The organism is Citrobacter amalonaticus, assembly GCF_018323885.1.
Taxonomy (GTDB): domain Bacteria; phylum Pseudomonadota; class Gammaproteobacteria; order Enterobacterales; family Enterobacteriaceae; genus Citrobacter_A; species Citrobacter_A amalonaticus.
Map to the genome: position 1 here is coordinate 816,700 of NZ_AP024585.1, position 19,882 is coordinate 836,581.

Here is a 19,882-nt window from a genome sequence, read left to right on the forward strand (position 1 = left end):
ATGTCTGACGACATGTCTTTGGGTTCGCCTTCGTCAGCAGGCGAACAGGGTGTACTACGCTCCATGCAGGAGGTTGCAATGAGCTCCCAGGAAGCCAGCAAGATGCTGCGTACTTACAATATTGCCTGGTGGGGCAATAACTACTATGACGTCAATGAGTTGGGTCACATTAGCGTGTGCCCGGACCCTGACGTCCCCGAAGCGCGCGTCGATCTCGCTAAGCTGGTGAAAGCACGTGAAGCGCAAGGGCAACGCCTGCCGGCGCTGTTTTGCTTCCCGCAGATCCTGCAACACCGCCTGCGCTCTATTAACGCGGCGTTCAAACGCGCGCGTGAGTCGTACGGTTATAACGGTGACTATTTCCTGGTTTACCCCATCAAGGTTAACCAGCATCGTCGCGTCATCGAATCCTTAATCCATTCTGGCGAACCGCTGGGTCTGGAAGCCGGTTCCAAAGCGGAACTGATGGCGGTCCTGGCGCATGCCGGGATGACCCGTTCGGTAATTGTGTGTAACGGCTATAAAGACCGTGAGTACATTCGCCTGGCGCTGATTGGCGAGAAGATGGGCCATAAAGTCTATCTGGTCATCGAGAAGATGTCGGAAATCGCCATTGTGCTGGATGAAGCCGAACGTCTGAACGTCATTCCGCGTCTGGGCGTGCGTGCGCGTCTGGCTTCGCAGGGGTCTGGCAAATGGCAGTCCTCCGGCGGCGAAAAATCCAAATTTGGCCTGGCGGCAACGCAGGTTCTGCAACTGGTGGAAACGCTGCGTGAAGCCGGGCGTCTCGATAGTTTGCAACTGCTGCATTTCCACCTTGGTTCGCAGATGGCGAATATCCGTGATATCGCCACCGGTGTGCGTGAGTCTGCCCGTTTCTATGTTGAGCTGCATAAGCTCGGCGTCAACATTCAGTGCTTCGATGTGGGCGGCGGCTTGGGTGTTGACTACGAAGGAACCCGCTCGCAGTCTGACTGCTCGGTGAACTACGGCCTGAACGAATACGCCAACAACATTATCTGGGCGATTGGCGATGCCTGCGAAGAAAATGGTCTGCCGCATCCGACGGTGATCACCGAGTCCGGTCGTGCGGTGACCGCGCACCACACGGTGCTGGTGTCCAACATCATCGGCGTTGAGCGTAACGAATATACCGTGCCTGTTGCTCCGGCTGACGACGCGCCGCGCGCGCTGCAAAGCATGTGGGAAACCTGGCAGGAGATGCACGAGCCGGGCACCCGTCGCTCGCTGCGCGAATGGCTGCACGACAGCCAGATGGATTTGCACGATATCCACATCGGATACTCCTCCGGCACTTTCAGCCTGCAGGAACGTGCTTGGGCGGAACAGCTTTATCTGAGCATGTGTCACGAAGTGCAGAAACAGCTGGATCCGCAAAACCGCGCGCATCGTCCGATCATTGATGAACTGCAAGAGCGTATGGCGGACAAAATGTACGTCAACTTCTCGCTGTTCCAGTCAATGCCGGATGCGTGGGGGATCGATCAGCTGTTCCCGGTCCTGCCGCTGGAAGGGCTGGATCAGGTACCTGAACGTCGTGCGGTTCTGTTGGACATCACTTGTGATTCCGACGGCGCTATCGATCACTACATCGACGGCGATGGCATTGCGACCACCATGCCGATGCCTGAGTACGATCCGGATAACCCGCCGATGCTCGGTTTCTTTATGGTCGGCGCATATCAGGAGATCCTCGGCAACATGCACAACCTGTTTGGCGATACCGAAGCGGTGGACGTGTTTGTCTTCCCGGACGGTAGTGTAGAAGTTGAGCTGTCGGATGAAGGGGATACCGTAGCGGACATGCTGCAATATGTGCAGTTGGATCCGAAAACGCTGCTGACACACTTCCGCGATCAGGTGAAACAAACCGGCCTGGACGATGCGCTGCAGCAGCAGTTCCTCGAAGAGTTCGAAGCGGGTCTGTACGGCTATACGTATCTTGAAGATGAATAATGGCTGATGCCCGGGCGACTTGAACCTGGGCAATTAAGCAGCGATAATTTACTCAATTACTGTGTTTACGAATCAAACCCTTTCTCGTCGGGCCTAACGACGCGGGAGGGTTTTTTTATATCGACGAATAAGAGGTTTTTGCCATGAGCACCTTAGGTCATCAGTACGATAACTCCCTGGTTTCAAACGCCTTTGGTTTCCTGCGTTTGCCAATGAATTTCCAGCCGTATGACAGCGATGCCGACTGGGTGATCACTGGCGTGCCGTTTGACATGGCGACGTCCGGTCGCGCGGGCGGACGTCACGGCCCGGCGGCGATCCGTCAGGTGTCAACGAATCTGGCCTGGGAACACAACCGCTTCCCGTGGAATTTCGACATGCGTGAGCGTCTGAACGTGGTGGACTGCGGCGACCTGGTTTACGCTTTTGGCGACGCGCGTGAAATGAGTGAAAAACTGCAGGCGCATGCAGAGAAACTGCTGGCAGCCGGTAAACGGATGCTCTCTTTTGGCGGCGACCACTTTGTGACGCTGCCGCTGCTGCGCGCGCACGCGAAACACTTTGGCAAAATGGCGCTGGTCCATTTCGATGCCCACACCGACACTTATGCGAATGGCTGTGAGTTCGACCATGGCACCATGTTCTACACTGCGCCGAACGAAGGGTTGATCGATCCGAATCACTCCGTGCAGATCGGCATTCGTACAGAATTCGACAAAGACAACGGCTTTACCGTGCTGGACGCCTGCCAGGTGAACGATCGCGGCGTTGATGACATCATCGCTCAGGTGAAACAGATTGTCGGCGACATGCCGGTCTATCTGACCTTTGATATCGACTGCCTGGATCCGGCATTCGCGCCGGGGACCGGTACGCCAGTGATTGGCGGTCTGACTTCCGATCGCGCCATCAAGCTGGTGCGCGGCCTGAAAGATCTGAACATCGTAGGGATGGACGTGGTGGAAGTGGCGCCGGCTTACGATCAGTCAGAAATCACCGCCCTGGCGGCGGCAACGCTGGCGCTGGAGATGCTGTACATTCAGGCAGCGAAGAAAGGCGAGTAACGGGTTTCGGGCTATTTTACTCGCCATTTTGAACCCGGGCAGTGCTCGCCATCCTCACGTACTCCGTGTACGCTCCGGTGGCTGTGCGCTGTCCAGGCTCAAACTGGCTTCGCCAATAACGCCCGATCACCGGACTAAATTTGTAGTTCTGTAGTTCTGTAGGCCGGATAAGGCGCTTACGCCATCATCCGGCACGCTTGAATGTTACTTAATCCCGTCTGCTTTCATACGATCGCGAATATGTTGCGCACGTTCTGCGGAGGCCGGGTGATCGTCAAACATTGAGCTTTGACGACCTTCTTCCAGTTTCGCCAGTTTTTCGAAGCTGGTGGCAAGACCCGCCGGGCTGATACCGCGTTTGCGCAACAAATCGTACGAGTAGTCGTCCGCTTCCGCTTCCTGACGCTGGGAGAACTGCGAGTTCACCAGTTTTTCCCCCAGATCGCCGAGCTGTGATTGCGACAGGCTGCCGACGATCCCACCCGCTGAGGCTGCGGCTGCACGAACGGCGTTAGTGCCCAGCGCCACCTGCATACCTTTCTTCACGTGGCCGAGCGCAACGTGACCCATTTCATGGCCAATCACAGCTTCGACTTCGTTGTCCGTCATCATGTCCATCAGGCCGCTATAGACACGAATACAGCCGTTCGCCATCGCGAAGGCATTCACGTCTTTCGCCATGTAGACCTTGTAGTTGACCGCTTGTCCGTTGATGTTATCGCCGAGCGCCGTGGCGATTTTGTTCAGGCGCTTCGCGTACTCGCTGCCGGCTGGCGCGATAGTCGCTTTACCATCCATTTCCGTACAGGCCTGGTTGCTTAACGCGATAACCTGCGTGTCGCTCAGACTGTAGGCCTGAAAAGCCTCGGCCCCTGAGGAGAGCAGTCCATTGGAATTCATATTCTGGCAGCCGGTCAATACCGTCGCCATGCCCATAGCAAGCAGTAACGCGCGAATCTTCATGTTTTTTCTTCCACACGAAATGAGGATTGTTCTAAAAGTGCGCGATTTACAGATGAATCCGCGCTCTCGCTAAGTATAAAGAAAAGAACAACAAGCGGGCGAGCAGATTGCGCAACATGCGAGTGTGATCCGGAGATTTCTGAAGCGGCAAAAGGATGCTCCATGTACATGACACGCGGCTTGGGTTACATTGTTGGCACTTTTTTCCGGCGTAGCCCAAAACGCGCTGTCGTCAAGTCGTTGCGGGTATGGCCTTCATCATCCGATCTGGAGTCAAAATGTCCTCACGTAAAGAGCTTGCCAATGCTATTCGTGCGCTGAGCATGGACGCAGTACAGAAAGCCAAATCCGGTCATCCGGGTGCCCCGATGGGTATGGCTGACATTGCCGAAGTCCTGTGGCGTGATTTCCTGAACCACAACCCGAGCAACCCGTCCTGGGCCGATCGTGACCGTTTCGTACTGTCTAACGGCCACGGCTCCATGTTGATTTACAGCCTGCTGCACCTCACCGGTTACGATCTGCCGATGTCTGAGCTGCAGAACTTCCGTCAGCTGCATTCCAAAACTCCGGGCCACCCGGAAGTGGGTTACACCGCCGGTGTGGAAACCACTACCGGTCCGCTGGGTCAGGGTATTGCGAACGCGGTCGGTATGGCTATCGCTGAAAAAACACTGGCTGCACAGTTTAACCGTCCGGGCCATGACATCGTTGACCACTACACCTATGCGTTCATGGGCGACGGCTGCATGATGGAAGGTATTTCTCACGAGGTATGCTCTTTGGCCGGTACGCTGAAGCTGGGCAAACTGGTCGCGTTCTACGATGACAACGGTATCTCTATCGACGGTCACGTTGAAGGCTGGTTCACTGACGACACCGCTAAACGTTTTGAAGCCTATGGCTGGCACGTTGTGCGCGGCGTAGATGGTCACGATGCTGACGCGATCAAACGTGCAGTCGAAGAAGCACGTGCCGTCACTGACAAACCGTCCCTGCTGATGTGTAAAACCATCATCGGTTTCGGTTCCCCGAACAAAGCGGGTACCCACGACTCCCACGGCGCGCCGCTGGGCGACGCAGAAATCGCACTGACCCGCGAACAGTTGGGCTGGAAATACGCGCCGTTCGAAATCCCGTCTGAAATCTACGCTCAGTGGGATGCGAAAGAAGCCGGTCAGGCGAAAGAGTCTGCCTGGAACGAGAAATTTGCCGCCTACGCGAAAGCCTTCCCGCAGGAAGCTGCTGAGTTCACCCGTCGTATGAAAGGTGAAATGCCGTCTGATTTCGACGCAAAAGCGAACGAGTTTATTGCTAAGCTGCAGGCTAATCCGGCGAAAATCGCCAGCCGTAAAGCGTCTCAGAATGCGATCGAAGCGTTTGGTCCGTTGCTGCCAGAATTCCTCGGCGGCTCTGCTGACCTGGCGCCGTCTAACCTGACGCTGTGGTCGGGTTCTAAAGCGATCAACGAAGATGCTGCCGGTAACTATATCCATTACGGCGTACGCGAATTCGGTATGACCGCGATTGCCAACGGTATCTCCCTGCACGGTGGTTTCCTGCCGTACACCTCCACCTTCCTGATGTTCGTGGAATATGCCCGTAACGCGGTACGCATGGCTGCGCTGATGAAACAGCGTCAGGTGATGGTTTACACCCACGACTCCATCGGTCTGGGCGAAGATGGCCCGACTCACCAGCCGGTAGAGCAGGTGGCTTCTCTGCGCGTCACGCCGAACATGAGCACCTGGCGTCCGTGTGACCAGGTTGAATCCGCCGTGGCGTGGAAGTACGGCGTTGAGCGTCAGGACGGCCCGACCGCGCTGATCCTCTCCCGTCAGAACCTGGCACAGCAGGAACGTACTGAAGAGCAACTGGCGAACATCGCGCGCGGTGGCTACGTATTGAAAGATTGTGCAGGCCAGCCTGAGCTTATCTTCATCGCGACCGGTTCTGAAGTTGAGCTGGCGGTTGCCGCATGGGACAAACTGACCGCAGAAGGCGTGAAAGCGCGCGTGGTCTCCATGCCGTCTACTGACGCGTTCGACAAGCAGGATGCGGCTTACCGTGAATCCGTACTGCCGAAAGCGGTTACCGCTCGCGTGGCAGTGGAAGCCGGTATCGCTGACTACTGGTTCAAGTACGTGGGTCTGAACGGCGCGATCGTCGGGATGACCACCTTCGGTGAATCTGCTCCGGCAGAGCTGCTGTTCGAAGAGTTCGGCTTCACCGTCGACAACGTTGTCGCGAAAGCAAAAGCACTGCTGTAATCATCATTACAACAGTCTCTAACGGGTCGCTTCGGCGGCCCGTTATCATCTGGAACGGTATTTATTTTTACTCAGGCAAGGGGTTATTATCGATCCGCTTCACAAAACTGACATTTTGTGTATTACCAAAATTGTAATGTGAGTCACATAATTGCTCTTGCTATTTTTATTTCTATTTGTAATTGATTGTTTTTTAATGATTTAAATTATTCCCCCTTTTCCCTGTCTCTGTTTTCCCCTCGATTGCTTTCATTTTGCCGCACGCGTATTTTGTTTTTAGCGAGACGCTGTACCCTAAAAATAAAATAAGGACAATTTATGCGGTTGATTGACTATTTTCCTGAAGCTTCTATTTCAATAAAAGCGGTGGCAAAGAACTGGCAGGAAGCTATTGATTTTTCCATGGCATCGTTGCTGGCAAATCATTATGTGAATGCCAATTATATCCAGGCTATAAAAGATTCGACGATCAACAATGGTCCTTATTATATTCTGGCTCCCGGTGTGGCGATGCCTCATGCTCGTCCGGAATGCGGCGCGCTAAAAACAGGCATGTCATTAACGCTACTTAAACAGGAAGTACAATTTGCCGACGATGACGAACCCGTAAAATTACTTATTGGGTTATCAGCGGCAAATGCCGATTCACATATCGGCGCTATCCAGGCTTTAAGCGAACTATTATGTGAAGAGGAAAACCTCGCAGCATTATTTGCTGCTAAATCAGAAAAACAGCTGGCGGATATTATCGCCCGCGCATAATCATTTTCTCCTCGACAGGATATTATCATGGAACACAAGTCTGCTCGTGCAAAGGTCCAGGCTTTTGGGGGATTTTTGACTGCAATGGTCATCCCTAATATCGGTGCTTTTATTGCCTGGGGTTTTATTACTGCATTATTTATTCCGACAGGGTGGATGCCCAATGAGCATTTCGCCAAAATAGTCGGTCCGATGATTACCTATTTATTACCCGTTATGATTGGCTCCACCGGTGGACATCTGGTGGGTGGGAAGCGCGGGGCGGTGATGGGGGGGATCGGTACCATCGGCGTGATTATTGGCGCAGATATCCCGATGTTCCTCGGTTCCATGATTATGGGGCCACTGGGTGGTCTGGTGATTAAATACATTGACCGACTGCTGGACCAGCGTATTCCCGCAGGCTTTGAGATGGTGATTAATAACTTCTCATTAGGCATTGCCGGAATGATGTTGTGCCTGCTGGGGTTTGAAGTCATTGGCCCGGCGGTCCTCATTGCCAATAACTTTGTGAAAGAGTGTATTGAATCACTGGTACATGCAGGTTATCTACCGCTGCTTTCACTAATTAATGAACCCGCGAAAATCCTCTTTCTGAATAATGCCATCGATCAGGGGGTCTATTATCCGCTGGGAATGCAGCAAGCCTCGGAGACAGGAAAATCCATCTTTTTCATGGTGGCCTCAAACCCTGGCCCCGGTTTAGGTTTACTGCTGGCGTTTACCTTCTTTGGTAAAGGGATGGCGAAGAAATCTGCACCCGGCGCCATGATTATCCATTTTCTGGGCGGCATTCACGAACTCTACTTCCCGTACGTGCTGATGAAGCCACTGACCCTGGTGGGCATGATTGCCGGGGGAATGAGCGGAACATGGGTGTTTAACCTGTTAGGCGGTGGCCTGGTTGCGGGTCCGAGCCCAGGGTCGATTTTCGCTTACCTGGCATTGACGCCAAAAGGCTCTTTCCTGGCCACGATTGCGGGCGTCACGGCGGGAACCGTAGTGACCTTTATCATCACCTCATTGATCCTGAAAATGGAAAGAAATGGTCTGGCCGAGAGTGAAGAGACGTTCAGTGATTCCGCCAAAGCTGTCAAAGCCATGAAGCAGGAAGGCAGTTTTTCATATCGCCATGTCAAACGTATCGCCTTTGTGTGTGATGCGGGAATGGGGTCCAGTGCGATGGGGGCGACGACGTTTCGTAAGCGCCTGGAAAAAGCCGGGTTGTCTATCGATGTCAAACATTACGCCATCGAAAATGTCCCTGACGATGTCGATATTATCGTGACGCACGCCAGTCTTGAGGGGCGCGTTAAACGAGTCAGTCATAAGCCTCTGGTGTTGATAAAAAATTATATTGGCGACCCGCTGCTTGACGATTTATTTAATCACTTAACGTCGAATTAGCATTTCTGGTTTCTGGAGTTAATATGAAAACGAAAGTGGCTGCAATATATGGCAAACAGGATGTCCGTATCCGTGAGTTTGAATTACCTGAAATTACGGATAATGAACTGTTAGTCAGCGTGATTTCCGACAGCGTATGCTTATCCACCTGGAAGGCTGCGACATTAGCCAGTGAACATAAACGTGTTCCTGATGATCTGGAAAATCATCCGGTGATTACCGGTCACGAATGTGCCGGGATCATTGTTGAAGTAGGTAAAAACTTAACCGGGAAATATAAAAAAGGGCAACGTTTTGTTTTACAACCCGCAATGGGATTGCCCAGCGGTTATTCCGCAGGATACAGCTACGAATATTTCGGTGGTAATGCCACATATATGATTATCCCTGAAATTGCGATAAATCTGGGATGCGTATTGCCATACCACGGTTCTTATTTTGCGGCCGCCTCGCTGGCGGAACCGATGTGTTGCATCATTGGTGCCTATAAGGCGAATTATCATACGACGCCTTATCTGTATAAGCATCGAATGGGGATTAAGCCCGGCGGCAATATTGCGCTTTTAGCCTGCGCCGGGCCAATGGGGATCGGTGCGATTGATTATGCTATTAACGGCGGGATCCAACCGGCACGCGTGGTGGTGGTGGATATTGATGAAACGCGTCTGGAGCAGGCTAAAAAACTCCTGCCGGTCAAATTTGCCGCGCGCAAGGGAATCGAACTCACCTATGTGAATTCGTCCGGTATGGTCGACCCCGCGACGCAACTGCGCGAATTAACGGGCGGCGCCGGGTTCGATGACGTTTTTGTCTATGCCGCCGTGCCAGCCGTCGTGGAGATGGCTGACGATCTTCTGGCAGAAGATGGCTGTCTGAACTTCTTTGCCGGTCCGACGGATAGCCGTTTTAAGGTGCCGTTTAATTTCTACAACGTGCATTACAACAGCACTCACGTAGTCGGAACCTCTGGCGGTTCCACTGAGGACATGAAAGAGGCGATTACATTGAGCGCGGCGGGACAGCTTCAGCCATCGTTTATGGTGACCCATATTGGTGGTCTCGATGCGGTGCCCGATACCGTTCTGAATTTGCCGGATATTCCAGGCGGCAAGAAGCTTATTTATAACGGTGTGACGATGCCGCTGACGGCAATTGCTGATTTCGCTGAGAAAGGCAAAACCGATCCGTTATTCAGAGAACTGGCGCGTCTTGTGGAGGAGACACACGGAATCTGGAATGAGAAAGCAGAAAAGTATCTGCTGGCGCAGTTTGGCGTGGATATCGGGGAGGCGGCGGCATGAAGTCGTTGGCATGGCCGCTGTTTCGCATCACAGAGCAGGCAGCGCTGGCTGCCTGGCCGCAAACCGGCTGCGGCGATAAGAACAAAATAGATGGACTGGCAGTGAGTGCGATGCGCACGGCCTTGAATGACATCGCTATTCGCGGGCGCATCGTCATTGGTGAGGGCGAGATTGATCACGCGCCGATGCTGTGGATTGGCGAAGAGGTTGGCAGCGGCAGCGGGCCAGAGGTTGATATCGCGGTCGATCCTATTGAAGGCACCCGGATGGTTGCGATGGGGCAGAGCAATGCGCTGGCGGTGATGGCGTTTGCGCCGCGGGGAAGCTTGTTACATGCCCCTGATATGTACATGAAAAAGCTGGTTGTTAACCGGCAGGCGAAAGGGGTGATTAACCTGGCGCGGCCCCTGGCGGATAATCTGCGTCAGGTGGCGAAAGCGCTGGGCAAACCGCAGGATCGACTGCGCATGGCCACGCTGGATAAACCGCGGCTTCAGCCAGCCATTGCCGAAGCCACGCAGTTGGGGGTGAAAGTCTTTGCCCTGCCTGATGGTGATGTGGCCGCCAGTGTTCTGGCCTGTTTGCAGGATAACCCTTATGACCTGATGTATACCATTGGCGGTGCGCCAGAAGGCGTGATTTCCGCCTGCGCGGTGAAAGCGTTGGGGGGGGATATGCAGGCCGAGCTGATCGATTTTTGTGAAGCGAAAGGCGACACCGCGGAGCATCGTGTTATCTCTGCCCAGGAGCGCCAGCGCTGCGCGGAAATGGGCGTCGAGGTCAATCGGATCTATACGCTCGACGAACTGGTAGCGGGACATGACGTCCTCTTCAGCGCGACCGGAGTGACCGGCGGCGATCTTGTGAATGGGATCCAACAGGTTGCAAAGGGGGTGCGTACGCAAACTTTACTGATCGGCGGCGCGGATCGAACGTGTAATATAATAGACTCTCTGCATTCATGGTGATTGATCGGGAAACAAATGACGACGCTGACAGAAGACGATGTGCTGGAGCAACTGGATGCTCAAAATAACTTACTTTCGTTTATGACGACGGCACATTCCATTTTGCTACAGGGCATTAAGCGCTTTCTGCCGTCGCTATTTGTCGATAACGATGAAGAGATTGTGGAATATGCAGTGAAGCCGTTACTTGCCCAGAGTGGGCCGCTTGATGATATTGACGTTGCGCTGCGCCTGATTTATGCGCTGGGAAAAATGGATAAATGGCTTTATGCCGATATTACGCATTTTTCGCAGTTTTATCAGTACGTCAGCGAACGGGATGAGATCCCGGGATTTGCCGACGACATCACCTGGGATTTTATCAGCAACGTCAACAGTATTACCCGCAATACGACCTTATATAGCGCGCTGGAGTCGATGAAATTTGCCGACTTTGCGGCGTGGTCTGAGGTGCGTTTTTCCGGAATGGTCAAGACGGCAATGACGCTGGCGGTAACGTCAATTTTAAAGGAATTAACACCGTGAAAATCGGACTGATGGTTAACGGGTTGCGGGTTGAAGCCCATTATCATGATGATGAGATAGAGAACGTTCATAAGCCGTTATTACAGCGACTGGCAAACGTCCATTCCGCGAACGCCAGACGACGCACCGTTGTGTTTCTGAGTGCGCCGCCCGGGACCGGAAAATCCACACTGACCACGTTCTGGGAGTGGCTTTCTCGTCAGGAGCCCTCTTTGCCGGCGATCCAGACGCTCCCGATGGATGGTTTCCATCATTACAATGACTGGCTGGACACGCACCATCTGCGTGCGTACAAAGGGGCATCAGAGACGTTTGACGTTGAAAAACTGGCGCAGAATCTGCGACAGATTAGAGAAGGCGAAGGGACCTGGCCGCAATATGATCGGCAAAAGCACGATCCGGTCGAAGACGCGATTGTCGTAAGCGCGCCAATTGTCATTGTGGAAGGGAACTGGCTGCTGCGGGATGACGAGAGATGGCGGGCGCTGGCGGCGTTCTGCGATTTTTCCCTGTTTATTCGCGCGCCAGCGGAGGCCCTGCGTGCGCGACTGGTGGGGCGCAAGCTGGCTGGAGGATTATCGCCAGCCGATGCCGAGGCGTTTTACGAACGCACAGACGGACCGAATGTTGAGCGAGTGCTGCGCGAGAGTCGTCCTGCCAGTCTGCTACTGGAGATGAATGCCACTGGGGAATACCGTCTTGCCTGATGATAAATTATTCCAGCTAAGACGTGATGATTATTACGCCTTACTGGAATAATTACCCCCGTTTGCAGCGGGTAAAATGTGATGCAGGTCATATAGCTGGCTTAATCGTCTGGACAATCGTTCCTTTTATTCCCCGTTTCGCTTATTCTAGCTGAAGCGTTTCAGTCGATTAAATGTTCGACAAATAATCAATCAGTCGCAGTTTGCGACAGGTAAGGTTCCCCTGAACGATGCGCTGGATTACTCTGTCAGCCACATCTGAATCGGGATAGCCTTGCAGGAGATCTATGACCGTACGCGTAGCGATTAATGGCTTCGGTCGCATCGGACGTAATGTGGTTCGTGCTTTATATGAATCCGGACGTCGGGCGGAAATCACCGTGGTGGCAATCAATGAACTGGCGGATGCTTCAGGCATGGCGCATTTGTTGAAATATGACACCAGCCATGGACGTTTTGCATGGGACGTTCGCCAGGAGCGCGAGCAGCTCATAGTTGGCGACGACGCGATTCGCATTCTGCATGAGTCTTCGCTTGAGGCGCTTCCGTGGCGCGAGCTCGGCGTTGATATCGTGCTGGACTGTACGGGCGTCTACGGGAACCGCGAACACGGCGAGGCGCATATCGCCGCTGGCGCGAAGAAAGTGCTCTTTTCACATCCTGGCAGCAACGATCTCGACGCCACAGTGGTATTTGGCGTCAATCAGGATCAACTGCGCGCGGACCACCGCATCGTCTCCAATGCTTCGTGTACCACGAATTGTATTATTCCCATTATCAAATTATTGGATGATGCCTATGGCATAGAGTCCGGTACGGTGACGACCATTCACTCCGCGATGCACGACCAGCAGGTGATTGATGCGTACCATTCTGACCTGCGTCGGACGCGCGCGGCGAGTCAGTCGATCATTCCGGTCGATACCAAACTGGCGGCAGGTATCACCCGAATTTTCCCGCAGTTTAACGATCGTTTTGAAGCGATTGCGGTGCGGGTACCGACGATAAACGTCACGGCAATCGACTTAAGCGTTACGGTGATGAAGCCCGTAAAAGCCAATGAAGTCAACCAGTTGCTGCAAAAAGCGGCACAAGGTGCATTTCATGATATAGTTGACTATACGGAATTACCGTTGGTCTCCGTCGATTTTAATCACGACCCGCATAGCGCCATTGTTGATGGTACACAAACGCGGGTCAGTGGCGCGCACCTTATTAAGACACTGGTCTGGTGTGACAATGAATGGGGCTTTGCTAACAGAATGCTCGACACCACGTTAGCGATGGCTGCAAAAGGTTTCAGGTAGGGCGCAAGGGCGTCTGCAAAACTTTATCAAGAATCAACGAGAGGATTCACCATGTCTGTAATCAAGATGACCGATTTGGATCTTGCTGGTAAACGTGTTTTTATCCGTGCGGATCTGAACGTACCAGTTAAAGAAGGGAAAGTGACCAGCGATGCGCGTATCCGTGCTTCTCTGCCGACCATCGAACTGGCCCTGAAACAAGGCGCTAAAGTGATGGTGACTTCCCACCTGGGTCGTCCTACCGAAGGCGAGTACAACGAAGAATTCTCTCTGCTGCCGGTTGTTAATTACCTGAAAGACAAACTGTCTAACCCGGTTCGCCTGGTAAAAGATTACCTCGACGGCGTTGAAGTCGCTGCCGGTGAACTGGTGGTGCTGGAAAACGTTCGCTTCAACAAAGGCGAGAAGAAAGACGACGAAGCGCTGTCCAAAAAATACGCTGCGCTGTGTGATGTGTTCGTGATGGACGCATTTGGTACGGCTCACCGTGCACAGGCTTCCACTCACGGTATCGGCAAATTTGCTGACGTCGCATGTGCCGGTCCGCTGCTGGCTGCAGAACTGGATGCGCTGGGTAAAGCGCTGAAAGAGCCGGCTCGTCCGATGGTCGCTATCGTGGGCGGTTCTAAAGTTTCCACCAAACTGACCGTTCTGGATTCCCTGTCCAAAATCGCTGATCAGCTGATCGTTGGCGGCGGCATCGCGAACACCTTCGTTGCCGCTCAGGGCCACAATGTGGGCAAATCCCTGTACGAAGCAGATCTGGTTGACGAAGCCAAACGTCTGCTGACCACGTGCGATATCCCGGTTCCGACTGACGTTCGCGTCGCGACCGAGTTCTCTGAAAGCGCTGCCGCCACGCTGAAATCCGTCAACGACGTGAAAGAAGACGAGCAGATCCTGGATATCGGCGACGCTTCTGCACAGCAGCTGGCTGAAATCCTGAAGAATGCAAAAACCATTCTGTGGAACGGCCCGGTTGGCGTGTTTGAATTCCCGAACTTCCGTAAAGGAACTGAAATCGTAGCTAACGCAATTGCTGACAGCGACGCGTTCTCTATTGCAGGCGGCGGTGACACGCTGGCGGCTATCGACCTGTTCGGTATTGCTGACAAAATCTCCTACATCTCCACTGGCGGCGGCGCATTCCTCGAATTCGTGGAAGGTAAAGTTCTGCCTGCAGTAGCGATGCTCGAAGAGCGCGCTAAGAAGTAAGACACTCATGGGCAGGGAAACCTGCCCAATTTTCAGCGCGCTTAAGTGGCACGCACCCCTTTCCAAGGCCGAAGATACAGGACTCGTAACATGTCTAAAATTTTTGATTTCGTAAAACCTGGCGTTATCACCGGTGATGACGTACAGAAAGTTTTCCAGGTAGCAAAAGAAAACAACTTCGCTCTGCCAGCAGTTAACTGCGTCGGTACCGACTCTATCAACGCCGTTCTGGAAACCGCTGCAAAAGTTAAAGCGCCGGTTATCGTACAGTTCTCCAACGGTGGCGCTGCGTTCATCGCGGGTAAAGGCGTGAAAACTGACGTTCCTCAGGGTGCGGCAATCCTGGGCGCGATCTCTGGTGCGCACCACGTACATCAGATGGCTGAGCACTACGGTGTTCCGGTTATCCTGCACACTGACCACTGCGCGAAGAAACTGCTGCCGTGGATCGACGGTCTGCTGGACGCAGGTGAAAAACACTTCGCGGCGACCGGTAAACCGCTGTTCTCTTCTCACATGATCGACCTGTCTGAAGAGTCACTGGAAGAGAATATCGAAATCTGCTCCAAATACCTGGCGCGCATGTCCAAAATGGGCATGACCCTGGAAATCGAACTGGGTTGCACCGGTGGTGAAGAAGATGGTGTGGATAACAGCCACATGGACGCTTCTGCCCTGTACACCCAGCCGGAAGACGTGGATTACGCGTACACCGAGCTGAGCAAAATCAGCCCGCGTTTCACTATCGCGGCTTCTTTCGGTAACGTACACGGCGTCTACAAGCCGGGTAACGTGGTTCTGACCCCGACCATCCTGCGCGACTCTCAGGACTATGTTTCTAAGAAACACAACCTGCCGCACAACAGCCTGAACTTCGTCTTCCACGGTGGTTCCGGTTCTACCGCTCAGGAAATCAAAGACTCCGTAAGCTACGGTGTAGTCAAAATGAACATCGATACCGATACCCAATGGGCGACCTGGGAAGGTGTTCTGAACTACTACAAAGCGAATGAAGCGTATCTGCAGGGTCAGCTGGGCAACCCGAAAGGCGAAGATCAACCGAACAAGAAATACTACGATCCGCGCGTATGGCTGCGTGCTGGCCAGACTTCCATGATCACGCGTCTGGAACAGGCTTTCAAAGAACTGAACGCAATTGACGTGCTGTAATCTGGTCCGCTGATTGTAAAAAGGCTTCCTTCGGGAAGCCTTTTTTGCGTGGTTGCCGGAGAATCTCGCCATCCGACAATGCCAAACGGCAGGGGTTACTGCGTCACGCAGGTACCTTTCTCGCCTGTGAGTATCTGCGGTGCATCTTTCAGCGCGCCAATAAACGCCGAACGCCCGGTTTGCTTAACAAACTGGATCACCGCCGCCGCTTTTGGTCCCATTGCGCCATCCGGTGCCGCAAACGGCGCCAACTCTTCGGTTGTGACATGTCGTAACGCGCGCGCCTGTGGAGTACCCCAGTGTTCATAGACGGCATCGGCATCGGTCAGGATCAGCAGATGATCGGCGTTGATGGTATTCGCCAACACCGCAGCTGTCAGATCTTTGTCGATCACCGCTTCAGTTCCCACGTATCCGTTACCCTGAGCCACCACCGGAACGCCGCCACCGCCACAGCAAATCACCGTATGCCCTGCTTCCATCAGCATCTGGATGGCCTCGCCGTCGAGGATGTTTTGCGGTATCGGTGAGGGAACGACCCGTCGAATGTATTGTCCATCCGCCTTCATCGTCCAGCCATAGCGTTGTTCCAGTTCAGCTTGTTGATCCGGTTGATAGACGGGCCCTATGTACTTACCCGGAGCGGCAAACGCCTCATCCTGCGGGTCTACTTCTACCCGTGTCATCAGCGTGGTCACGGGGCAACCCCCCGTATTTTGCGTCAGCGCCTGGGCGATGGCGGCGCCAATCATTCCCTGGCTTTCAGCCACCAGTATATCCAGCGGCCAGGCGGGTGATTCCGTGTAGGCCGCGTTCTGCAACGCCAGCAACCCGACCTGAGGCCCGTTTCCGTGAACAATCACCAGTTGATAATCGCGAGCCAGCGTCGCTACCCGTTGCGCAAAAACCTGAATGCTGCGTTGTTGGTTTTCCGCACTCAATATCTCTCCGCGCTGTAATAATGCATTCCCACCCAGTGCAATGACCAGTTTCTTTTTCATTATGACCTCAATATGCAAAATATCTCGTGGTCAAAATAACGCTCCGGTTTTTTTATAATGTGACTTATTCGACAGCTTATTGACTGATAAAAATAACGCGTTAATTAGGATTATTTTTAATTACTTTGTTTAAAATATTTAAAAAATGATTGTTAGACTTTTTTTAATAATGTTGCGGTCAGTTCCCAGGAATTTATAACAATGGATTTTGTGTGACTTTGCTCAAACGAAATGATGTCGCGTCCCGATATGGTGAGCAGAGTTAAAACATCAAGCCTCATCAATCGTCAGATAATATGAGGTGTTCAACGGTAAATATTACCGGGAGATTGCTTATGTCTGAATCATGTGAAGTGACTGAGGTCACGAAGAAAAAAGGAATACCGGCCTGGTGGGTGACCATTTTCCTGTTCTGGCTGGGGTGGATTTTCATGTACGCCGACCGGACGGTATTGAACCCGGTGATGGGCGAGCTGGAAAAAGAGTTTGGCCTAAGTGGAACGCAATTAGGCATTCTTAATTCTGTGTTTTATTTTTCTTATGCGTTATTACAGGTCCCGGCCGGAATACTGGGTGATAAAATCGGTAAGAAAAAAGTGCTGGTGCCTGGGTTTATTCTCTTTGGCGTTTTCACGGCCGTTACCGGTTGGGCAAAAAGTTGGTACACGCTGCTGTTTGCCCGCGTTGTCACGGGCGCGGGAGAAGGGACCTATTACGGTCCACAGTACGGCCTTTCTTCCGAGCAAATCCCTAAAAAATATCGCTCGCTCGGCAGCGCAATCATCAATAGCGGCATGGCCTTCGGTATTGCGCTGGGACTGATGACCTCAAGCTGGCTGGTGTACGATCAGGGCCATTCATGGCGGATGCCGTTCTACGCGATGGCGGTTCCTTCAGTACTGGTGGGGATTGCGATCTGGCTGTTTGTGAAAGAAAAGAAACGCACTGTAGATACCGACGGACAGCCGGTAAAAAAAGGCAAATTCAGCGATCTTCTGAAAAACCGCAACCTCGTTCTGACCTATATCATGGTGTTCTGTAGCCTGTTTGGTTTCTTCGTTATTCTGACCTGGCTTCCCTATTATCTGCAAAATGAACGTGGTATTGCCGGTAGCGAAACTGGATTTATCTCTTCGCTGGTCGCCTGGATTTCAATCCCCGGCGCGCTGTTATTCTCCAGCCTGTCTGACAAATTAGGTAAGCGCAAACCGTTAATTATGTTCCTCGTCCCGGTGGCGATCATCAGCATGCTGTCCATTGTCTGGATGCCAAACATGACTGGCGTGATTGTCGCCCTGTGTATTTACGGTCTCGTCGGCAAACTGGCACTGGATCCCGTGCTGGTTGCGCTGGTTGCCGATAGCGTTGATGAAAATAATTACAGCACCGCGTTTGGCTTATTTAATTTTATCGGCATGAGCTCTTCTATTCTTGCTCCCATTATTGCTGGCGCGGCGCGCGATATAACGGGCAGTCTGGCATCCAGTTTTTATGTGTCAGCCATTCTGTTAGCGATTGGATTGGTTGCGATGCTGTTTTTGAAAGAAAAACGTACATAAGAGGTAGCGGTAATGATTTACGCCTTTATTAAAAAGGGAAGCTTTCAGGACTCCGTCAGCCTGATGATCATTTCCCGGAAATTAAGTGAGCGACCGGAAGTTGACCAGGTTTCCGTCATGATGGGAACGCCAGCGAATAAAGCGATGCTGGATTCTACGGGCTTCTGGCATGACGATTTTGTCGAGGCCACACCGAACGATATTTGTGTGGCGGTACGAACGCATGACGAGCAACCGGAGATCCTCGAATTAATCCGCGAACAGTTGGAAAAAGAGTTAAGCGCAATTACCAGCGCCTCGGGCGGTTCACAGCAACTGCTGAAGGCGCGTCGCTGGGAGAGCGCGTGCCAGAAATTACCGCAGGCTAATCTGCTGCTGGTTTCGGTTGCCGGGGAGTATGCGGCCTCCGTAGCGAAAGAGGGGCTGTTGGCCGGTAAAAACGTGATGATGTTTTCCGATAACGTACCGCTTGAGCAGGAAGTTGAGCTGAAAACGTTGGCTCGCGAAAAAGGGCTGATTGTGATGGGGCCGGACTGCGGGACAGCGATGATTGCCGGTAGCCCACTGGCATTCGCGAACGTGTTGCCCGACGGTGGAATTGGTGTAATCGGGGCGTCCGGAACGGGCATTCAGGAGGTCACCTCTCAGATTGCGCTGCACCAACAGGGGATCAGCCATGCCATCGGTTTGGGGGGACGCGATCTGAGTGCGGAAGTGGGAGGCATCAGTGCGTTAACGGCGCTGGAGATGCTGGCTGCTGATGATGCCACGCGGGTGATCGCGTTTGTCTCTAAACCGCCGTCGCCGCAGGTCAGAACCCGCATTATCAATGCGATGCAAAAGGTCGGTAAACCGGTGGTCGCGCTCTTTCTCGGGAATAAACCGGAACAACGCTGTGAGGGGAATGTCTGGCTGGCGAATTCGCTCTCAGATGCCGCCCAACTGGCCGTGTTGCTGATGCGAGTGGCTCAGCAGCGCCTGATTCAACCCGAGGTGGCTGGCAAAGGCATTTATGGGCTGTATGCCGGCGGGACGCTCGCGGCTGAAGCGGCGATGTTGCTTTCGGCCGGGCTGGGTGTGCCAGTGAGTGAAAGCCACGCTGCTGGCGTCATGCTCGACGCGCAGGGCCATCGCATTGTCGATCTGGGAGATGACAGCTACACGTTGGGCAGACCACACCCGATGATTGACCCGACAACTCGCAGCATTGAAATCGAAAAGCTGGCAGCGATGCCGGACGTGGGCGTGCTGCTGCTGGATGTGGTGCTGGGCTATGGCGCCTGTGCTGATCCGGCGGACGCCGTTGTTGAGGCTGTCGAGCAGGTTCGCGCAACGCGAAACGCGCCGCTGGTCACCATCGCCACCCTCACCGGAACCGATGCCGACCCACAGGGACGCAGTGGACAAACCGACATCCTGCGTGATGCAGGCATCGCCGTGGTGGAAACCCTGGAAGAGGCCGTGTTGCTCGCCATCAGCCTGACACATCATCAGGACTCTCGCCCATCCGTTGAACCTAACCCCTTGCTGGATGGCGTACAGGTGATCAATGCCGGACTGCGCAGCTTCGCGCTGGATCTGCAAAGCAGCGGCACGCCGGTTGTGCATTATCAGTGGGCGCCGATTGCCGGTGGCAATGCGCGTCTCGCCAGTTTACTCAAGCAGTTACATTAATTCAGAGGTACC

The 19,882-nt window shown here is 53.3% G+C and carries 16 protein-coding genes; 14 read left to right on the top strand and 2 right to left on the bottom strand.

Features of this window, described 5'->3' with window-relative positions:
• Nucleotides 1–1,977, top strand: coding sequence for a biosynthetic arginine decarboxylase (gene speA / locus KI228_RS04010; RefSeq protein WP_042998051.1), 1,977 nt, complete (start codon nucleotides 1–3; stop codon nucleotides 1,975–1,977).
• A gap of 143 nt (nucleotides 1,978–2,120) precedes the next feature.
• Nucleotides 2,121–3,041 (top strand): agmatinase, encoded by a 921-nt coding sequence (gene speB / locus KI228_RS04015; protein ID WP_002434404.1) that lies wholly within the window; start codon nucleotides 2,121–2,123, stop codon nucleotides 3,039–3,041.
• A 204-nt stretch (nucleotides 3,042–3,245) separates the two neighbouring features.
• Here the strand turns inward: speB and loiP are convergent, their stop codons facing one another.
• The gene (loiP, locus tag KI228_RS04020; protein ID WP_042998049.1) at nucleotides 3,246–4,004 is read right to left on the bottom strand and encodes a metalloprotease LoiP; all 759 of its coding nucleotides are present in this window, start codon (nucleotides 4,002–4,004) and stop codon (nucleotides 3,246–3,248) included.
• A 278-nt stretch (nucleotides 4,005–4,282) separates the two neighbouring features.
• On the opposite strand from loiP, the gene tkt reads away from it, so the two are divergent.
• From tkt to fbaA, 10 genes are all read left to right on the top strand, one after another.
• Nucleotides 4,283–6,274: a transketolase gene (gene tkt, locus KI228_RS04025; protein WP_042998048.1), complete on the top strand. Its 1,992-nt coding sequence runs from the start codon at nucleotides 4,283–4,285 to the stop codon at nucleotides 6,272–6,274.
• 318 nt (nucleotides 6,275–6,592) lie between these two features.
• Nucleotides 6,593–7,036, top strand: a complete 444-nt coding sequence (cmtB, locus tag KI228_RS04030) for a PTS mannitol transporter subunit IIA (protein WP_042998047.1) — start codon at nucleotides 6,593–6,595, stop codon at nucleotides 7,034–7,036.
• A 27-nt stretch (nucleotides 7,037–7,063) separates the two neighbouring features.
• Complete coding sequence (locus KI228_RS04035; protein ID WP_141227394.1) at nucleotides 7,064–8,443, top strand: PTS mannitol transporter subunit IIBC; 1,380 nt, start codon at nucleotides 7,064–7,066, stop codon at nucleotides 8,441–8,443.
• Nucleotides 8,444–8,466: 23 nt separating this feature from the next.
• Nucleotides 8,467–9,744 (top strand): zinc-binding dehydrogenase, encoded by a 1,278-nt coding sequence (locus KI228_RS04040; protein ID WP_061070558.1) that lies wholly within the window; start codon nucleotides 8,467–8,469, stop codon nucleotides 9,742–9,744.
• The gene (glpX, locus tag KI228_RS04045) at nucleotides 9,741–10,712 is read left to right on the top strand and encodes a class II fructose-bisphosphatase (protein ID WP_141227395.1); all 972 of its coding nucleotides are present in this window, start codon (nucleotides 9,741–9,743) and stop codon (nucleotides 10,710–10,712) included. Before KI228_RS04040 ends, glpX begins: the two co-directional genes overlap by 4 nt.
• A gap of 15 nt (nucleotides 10,713–10,727) precedes the next feature.
• Nucleotides 10,728–11,237, top strand: a complete 510-nt coding sequence (locus tag KI228_RS04050; RefSeq protein WP_042998043.1) for an MltR family transcriptional regulator — start codon at nucleotides 10,728–10,730, stop codon at nucleotides 11,235–11,237.
• Nucleotides 11,234–11,944 (top strand): nucleoside/nucleotide kinase family protein, encoded by a 711-nt coding sequence (locus KI228_RS04055; protein WP_061070557.1) that lies wholly within the window; start codon nucleotides 11,234–11,236, stop codon nucleotides 11,942–11,944. Before KI228_RS04050 ends, KI228_RS04055 begins: the two co-directional genes overlap by 4 nt.
• Nucleotides 11,945–12,231: 287 nt before the next feature.
• On the top strand, nucleotides 12,232–13,251 hold the full coding sequence (epd, locus tag KI228_RS04060) for an erythrose-4-phosphate dehydrogenase (RefSeq protein WP_042998041.1): 1,020 nt from the start codon (nucleotides 12,232–12,234) through the stop codon (nucleotides 13,249–13,251).
• Between the two features lie 51 nt (nucleotides 13,252–13,302).
• On the top strand, nucleotides 13,303–14,466 hold the full coding sequence (gene pgk / locus KI228_RS04065) for a phosphoglycerate kinase (protein ID WP_042324055.1): 1,164 nt from the start codon (nucleotides 13,303–13,305) through the stop codon (nucleotides 14,464–14,466).
• 90 nt (nucleotides 14,467–14,556) lie between these two features.
• A complete protein-coding gene (fbaA, locus tag KI228_RS04070) occupies nucleotides 14,557–15,636 on the top strand; it encodes a class II fructose-bisphosphate aldolase (protein ID WP_042998040.1) in 1,080 nt (359 codons plus the stop codon).
• A 95-nt stretch (nucleotides 15,637–15,731) separates the two neighbouring features.
• Here the strand turns inward: fbaA and KI228_RS04075 are convergent, their stop codons facing one another.
• Nucleotides 15,732–16,637 (bottom strand): carbamate kinase, encoded by a 906-nt coding sequence (locus tag KI228_RS04075; protein WP_042998039.1) that lies wholly within the window; start codon nucleotides 16,635–16,637, stop codon nucleotides 15,732–15,734.
• A gap of 335 nt (nucleotides 16,638–16,972) precedes the next feature.
• On the opposite strand from KI228_RS04075, the gene KI228_RS04080 reads away from it, so the two are divergent.
• Together KI228_RS04080 and KI228_RS04085 are read left to right on the top strand one after the other, a co-directional pair.
• The gene (locus tag KI228_RS04080; protein WP_042998038.1) at nucleotides 16,973–18,196 is read left to right on the top strand and encodes an MFS transporter; all 1,224 of its coding nucleotides are present in this window, start codon (nucleotides 16,973–16,975) and stop codon (nucleotides 18,194–18,196) included.
• A 12-nt stretch (nucleotides 18,197–18,208) separates the two neighbouring features.
• Nucleotides 18,209–19,870, top strand: coding sequence for an acyl-CoA synthetase FdrA (locus KI228_RS04085; protein ID WP_061070556.1), 1,662 nt, complete (start codon nucleotides 18,209–18,211; stop codon nucleotides 19,868–19,870).
• The last annotated feature ends 12 nt before the right edge of the window (nucleotides 19,871–19,882 follow it).

Excerpts from the sequence above, each read along its gene's own strand:
- fbaA (WP_042998040.1), top strand. The coding sequence starts at position 14,557 with ATGTCTAAAATTTTTGATTTCGTAAAACCTGGCGTTATCACCGGTGAT.
- epd (WP_042998041.1), top strand. The coding sequence starts at position 12,232 with ATGACCGTACGCGTAGCGATTAATGGCTTCGGTCGCATCGGACGTAAT.
- KI228_RS04080 (WP_042998038.1), top strand. The coding sequence starts at position 16,973 with ATGTCTGAATCATGTGAAGTGACTGAGGTCACGAAGAAAAAAGGAATA.
- speA (WP_042998051.1), top strand. The coding sequence starts at position 1 with ATGTCTGACGACATGTCTTTGGGTTCGCCTTCGTCAGCAGGCGAACAG.
- speB (WP_002434404.1), top strand. The coding sequence starts at position 2,121 with ATGAGCACCTTAGGTCATCAGTACGATAACTCCCTGGTTTCAAACGCC.
- KI228_RS04075 (WP_042998039.1), bottom strand. The coding sequence starts at position 16,637 with ATGAAAAAGAAACTGGTCATTGCACTGGGTGGGAATGCATTATTACAG.
- KI228_RS04040 (WP_061070558.1), top strand. The coding sequence starts at position 8,467 with ATGAAAACGAAAGTGGCTGCAATATATGGCAAACAGGATGTCCGTATC.
- glpX (WP_141227395.1), top strand. The coding sequence starts at position 9,741 with ATGAAGTCGTTGGCATGGCCGCTGTTTCGCATCACAGAGCAGGCAGCG.
- pgk (WP_042324055.1), top strand. The coding sequence starts at position 13,303 with ATGTCTGTAATCAAGATGACCGATTTGGATCTTGCTGGTAAACGTGTT.
- cmtB (WP_042998047.1), top strand. The coding sequence starts at position 6,593 with ATGCGGTTGATTGACTATTTTCCTGAAGCTTCTATTTCAATAAAAGCG.
- loiP (WP_042998049.1), bottom strand. The coding sequence starts at position 4,004 with ATGAAGATTCGCGCGTTACTGCTTGCTATGGGCATGGCGACGGTATTG.
- KI228_RS04050 (WP_042998043.1), top strand. The coding sequence starts at position 10,728 with ATGACGACGCTGACAGAAGACGATGTGCTGGAGCAACTGGATGCTCAA.
- KI228_RS04085 (WP_061070556.1), top strand. The coding sequence starts at position 18,209 with ATGATTTACGCCTTTATTAAAAAGGGAAGCTTTCAGGACTCCGTCAGC.
- KI228_RS04035 (WP_141227394.1), top strand. The coding sequence starts at position 7,064 with ATGGAACACAAGTCTGCTCGTGCAAAGGTCCAGGCTTTTGGGGGATTT.
- tkt (WP_042998048.1), top strand. The coding sequence starts at position 4,283 with ATGTCCTCACGTAAAGAGCTTGCCAATGCTATTCGTGCGCTGAGCATG.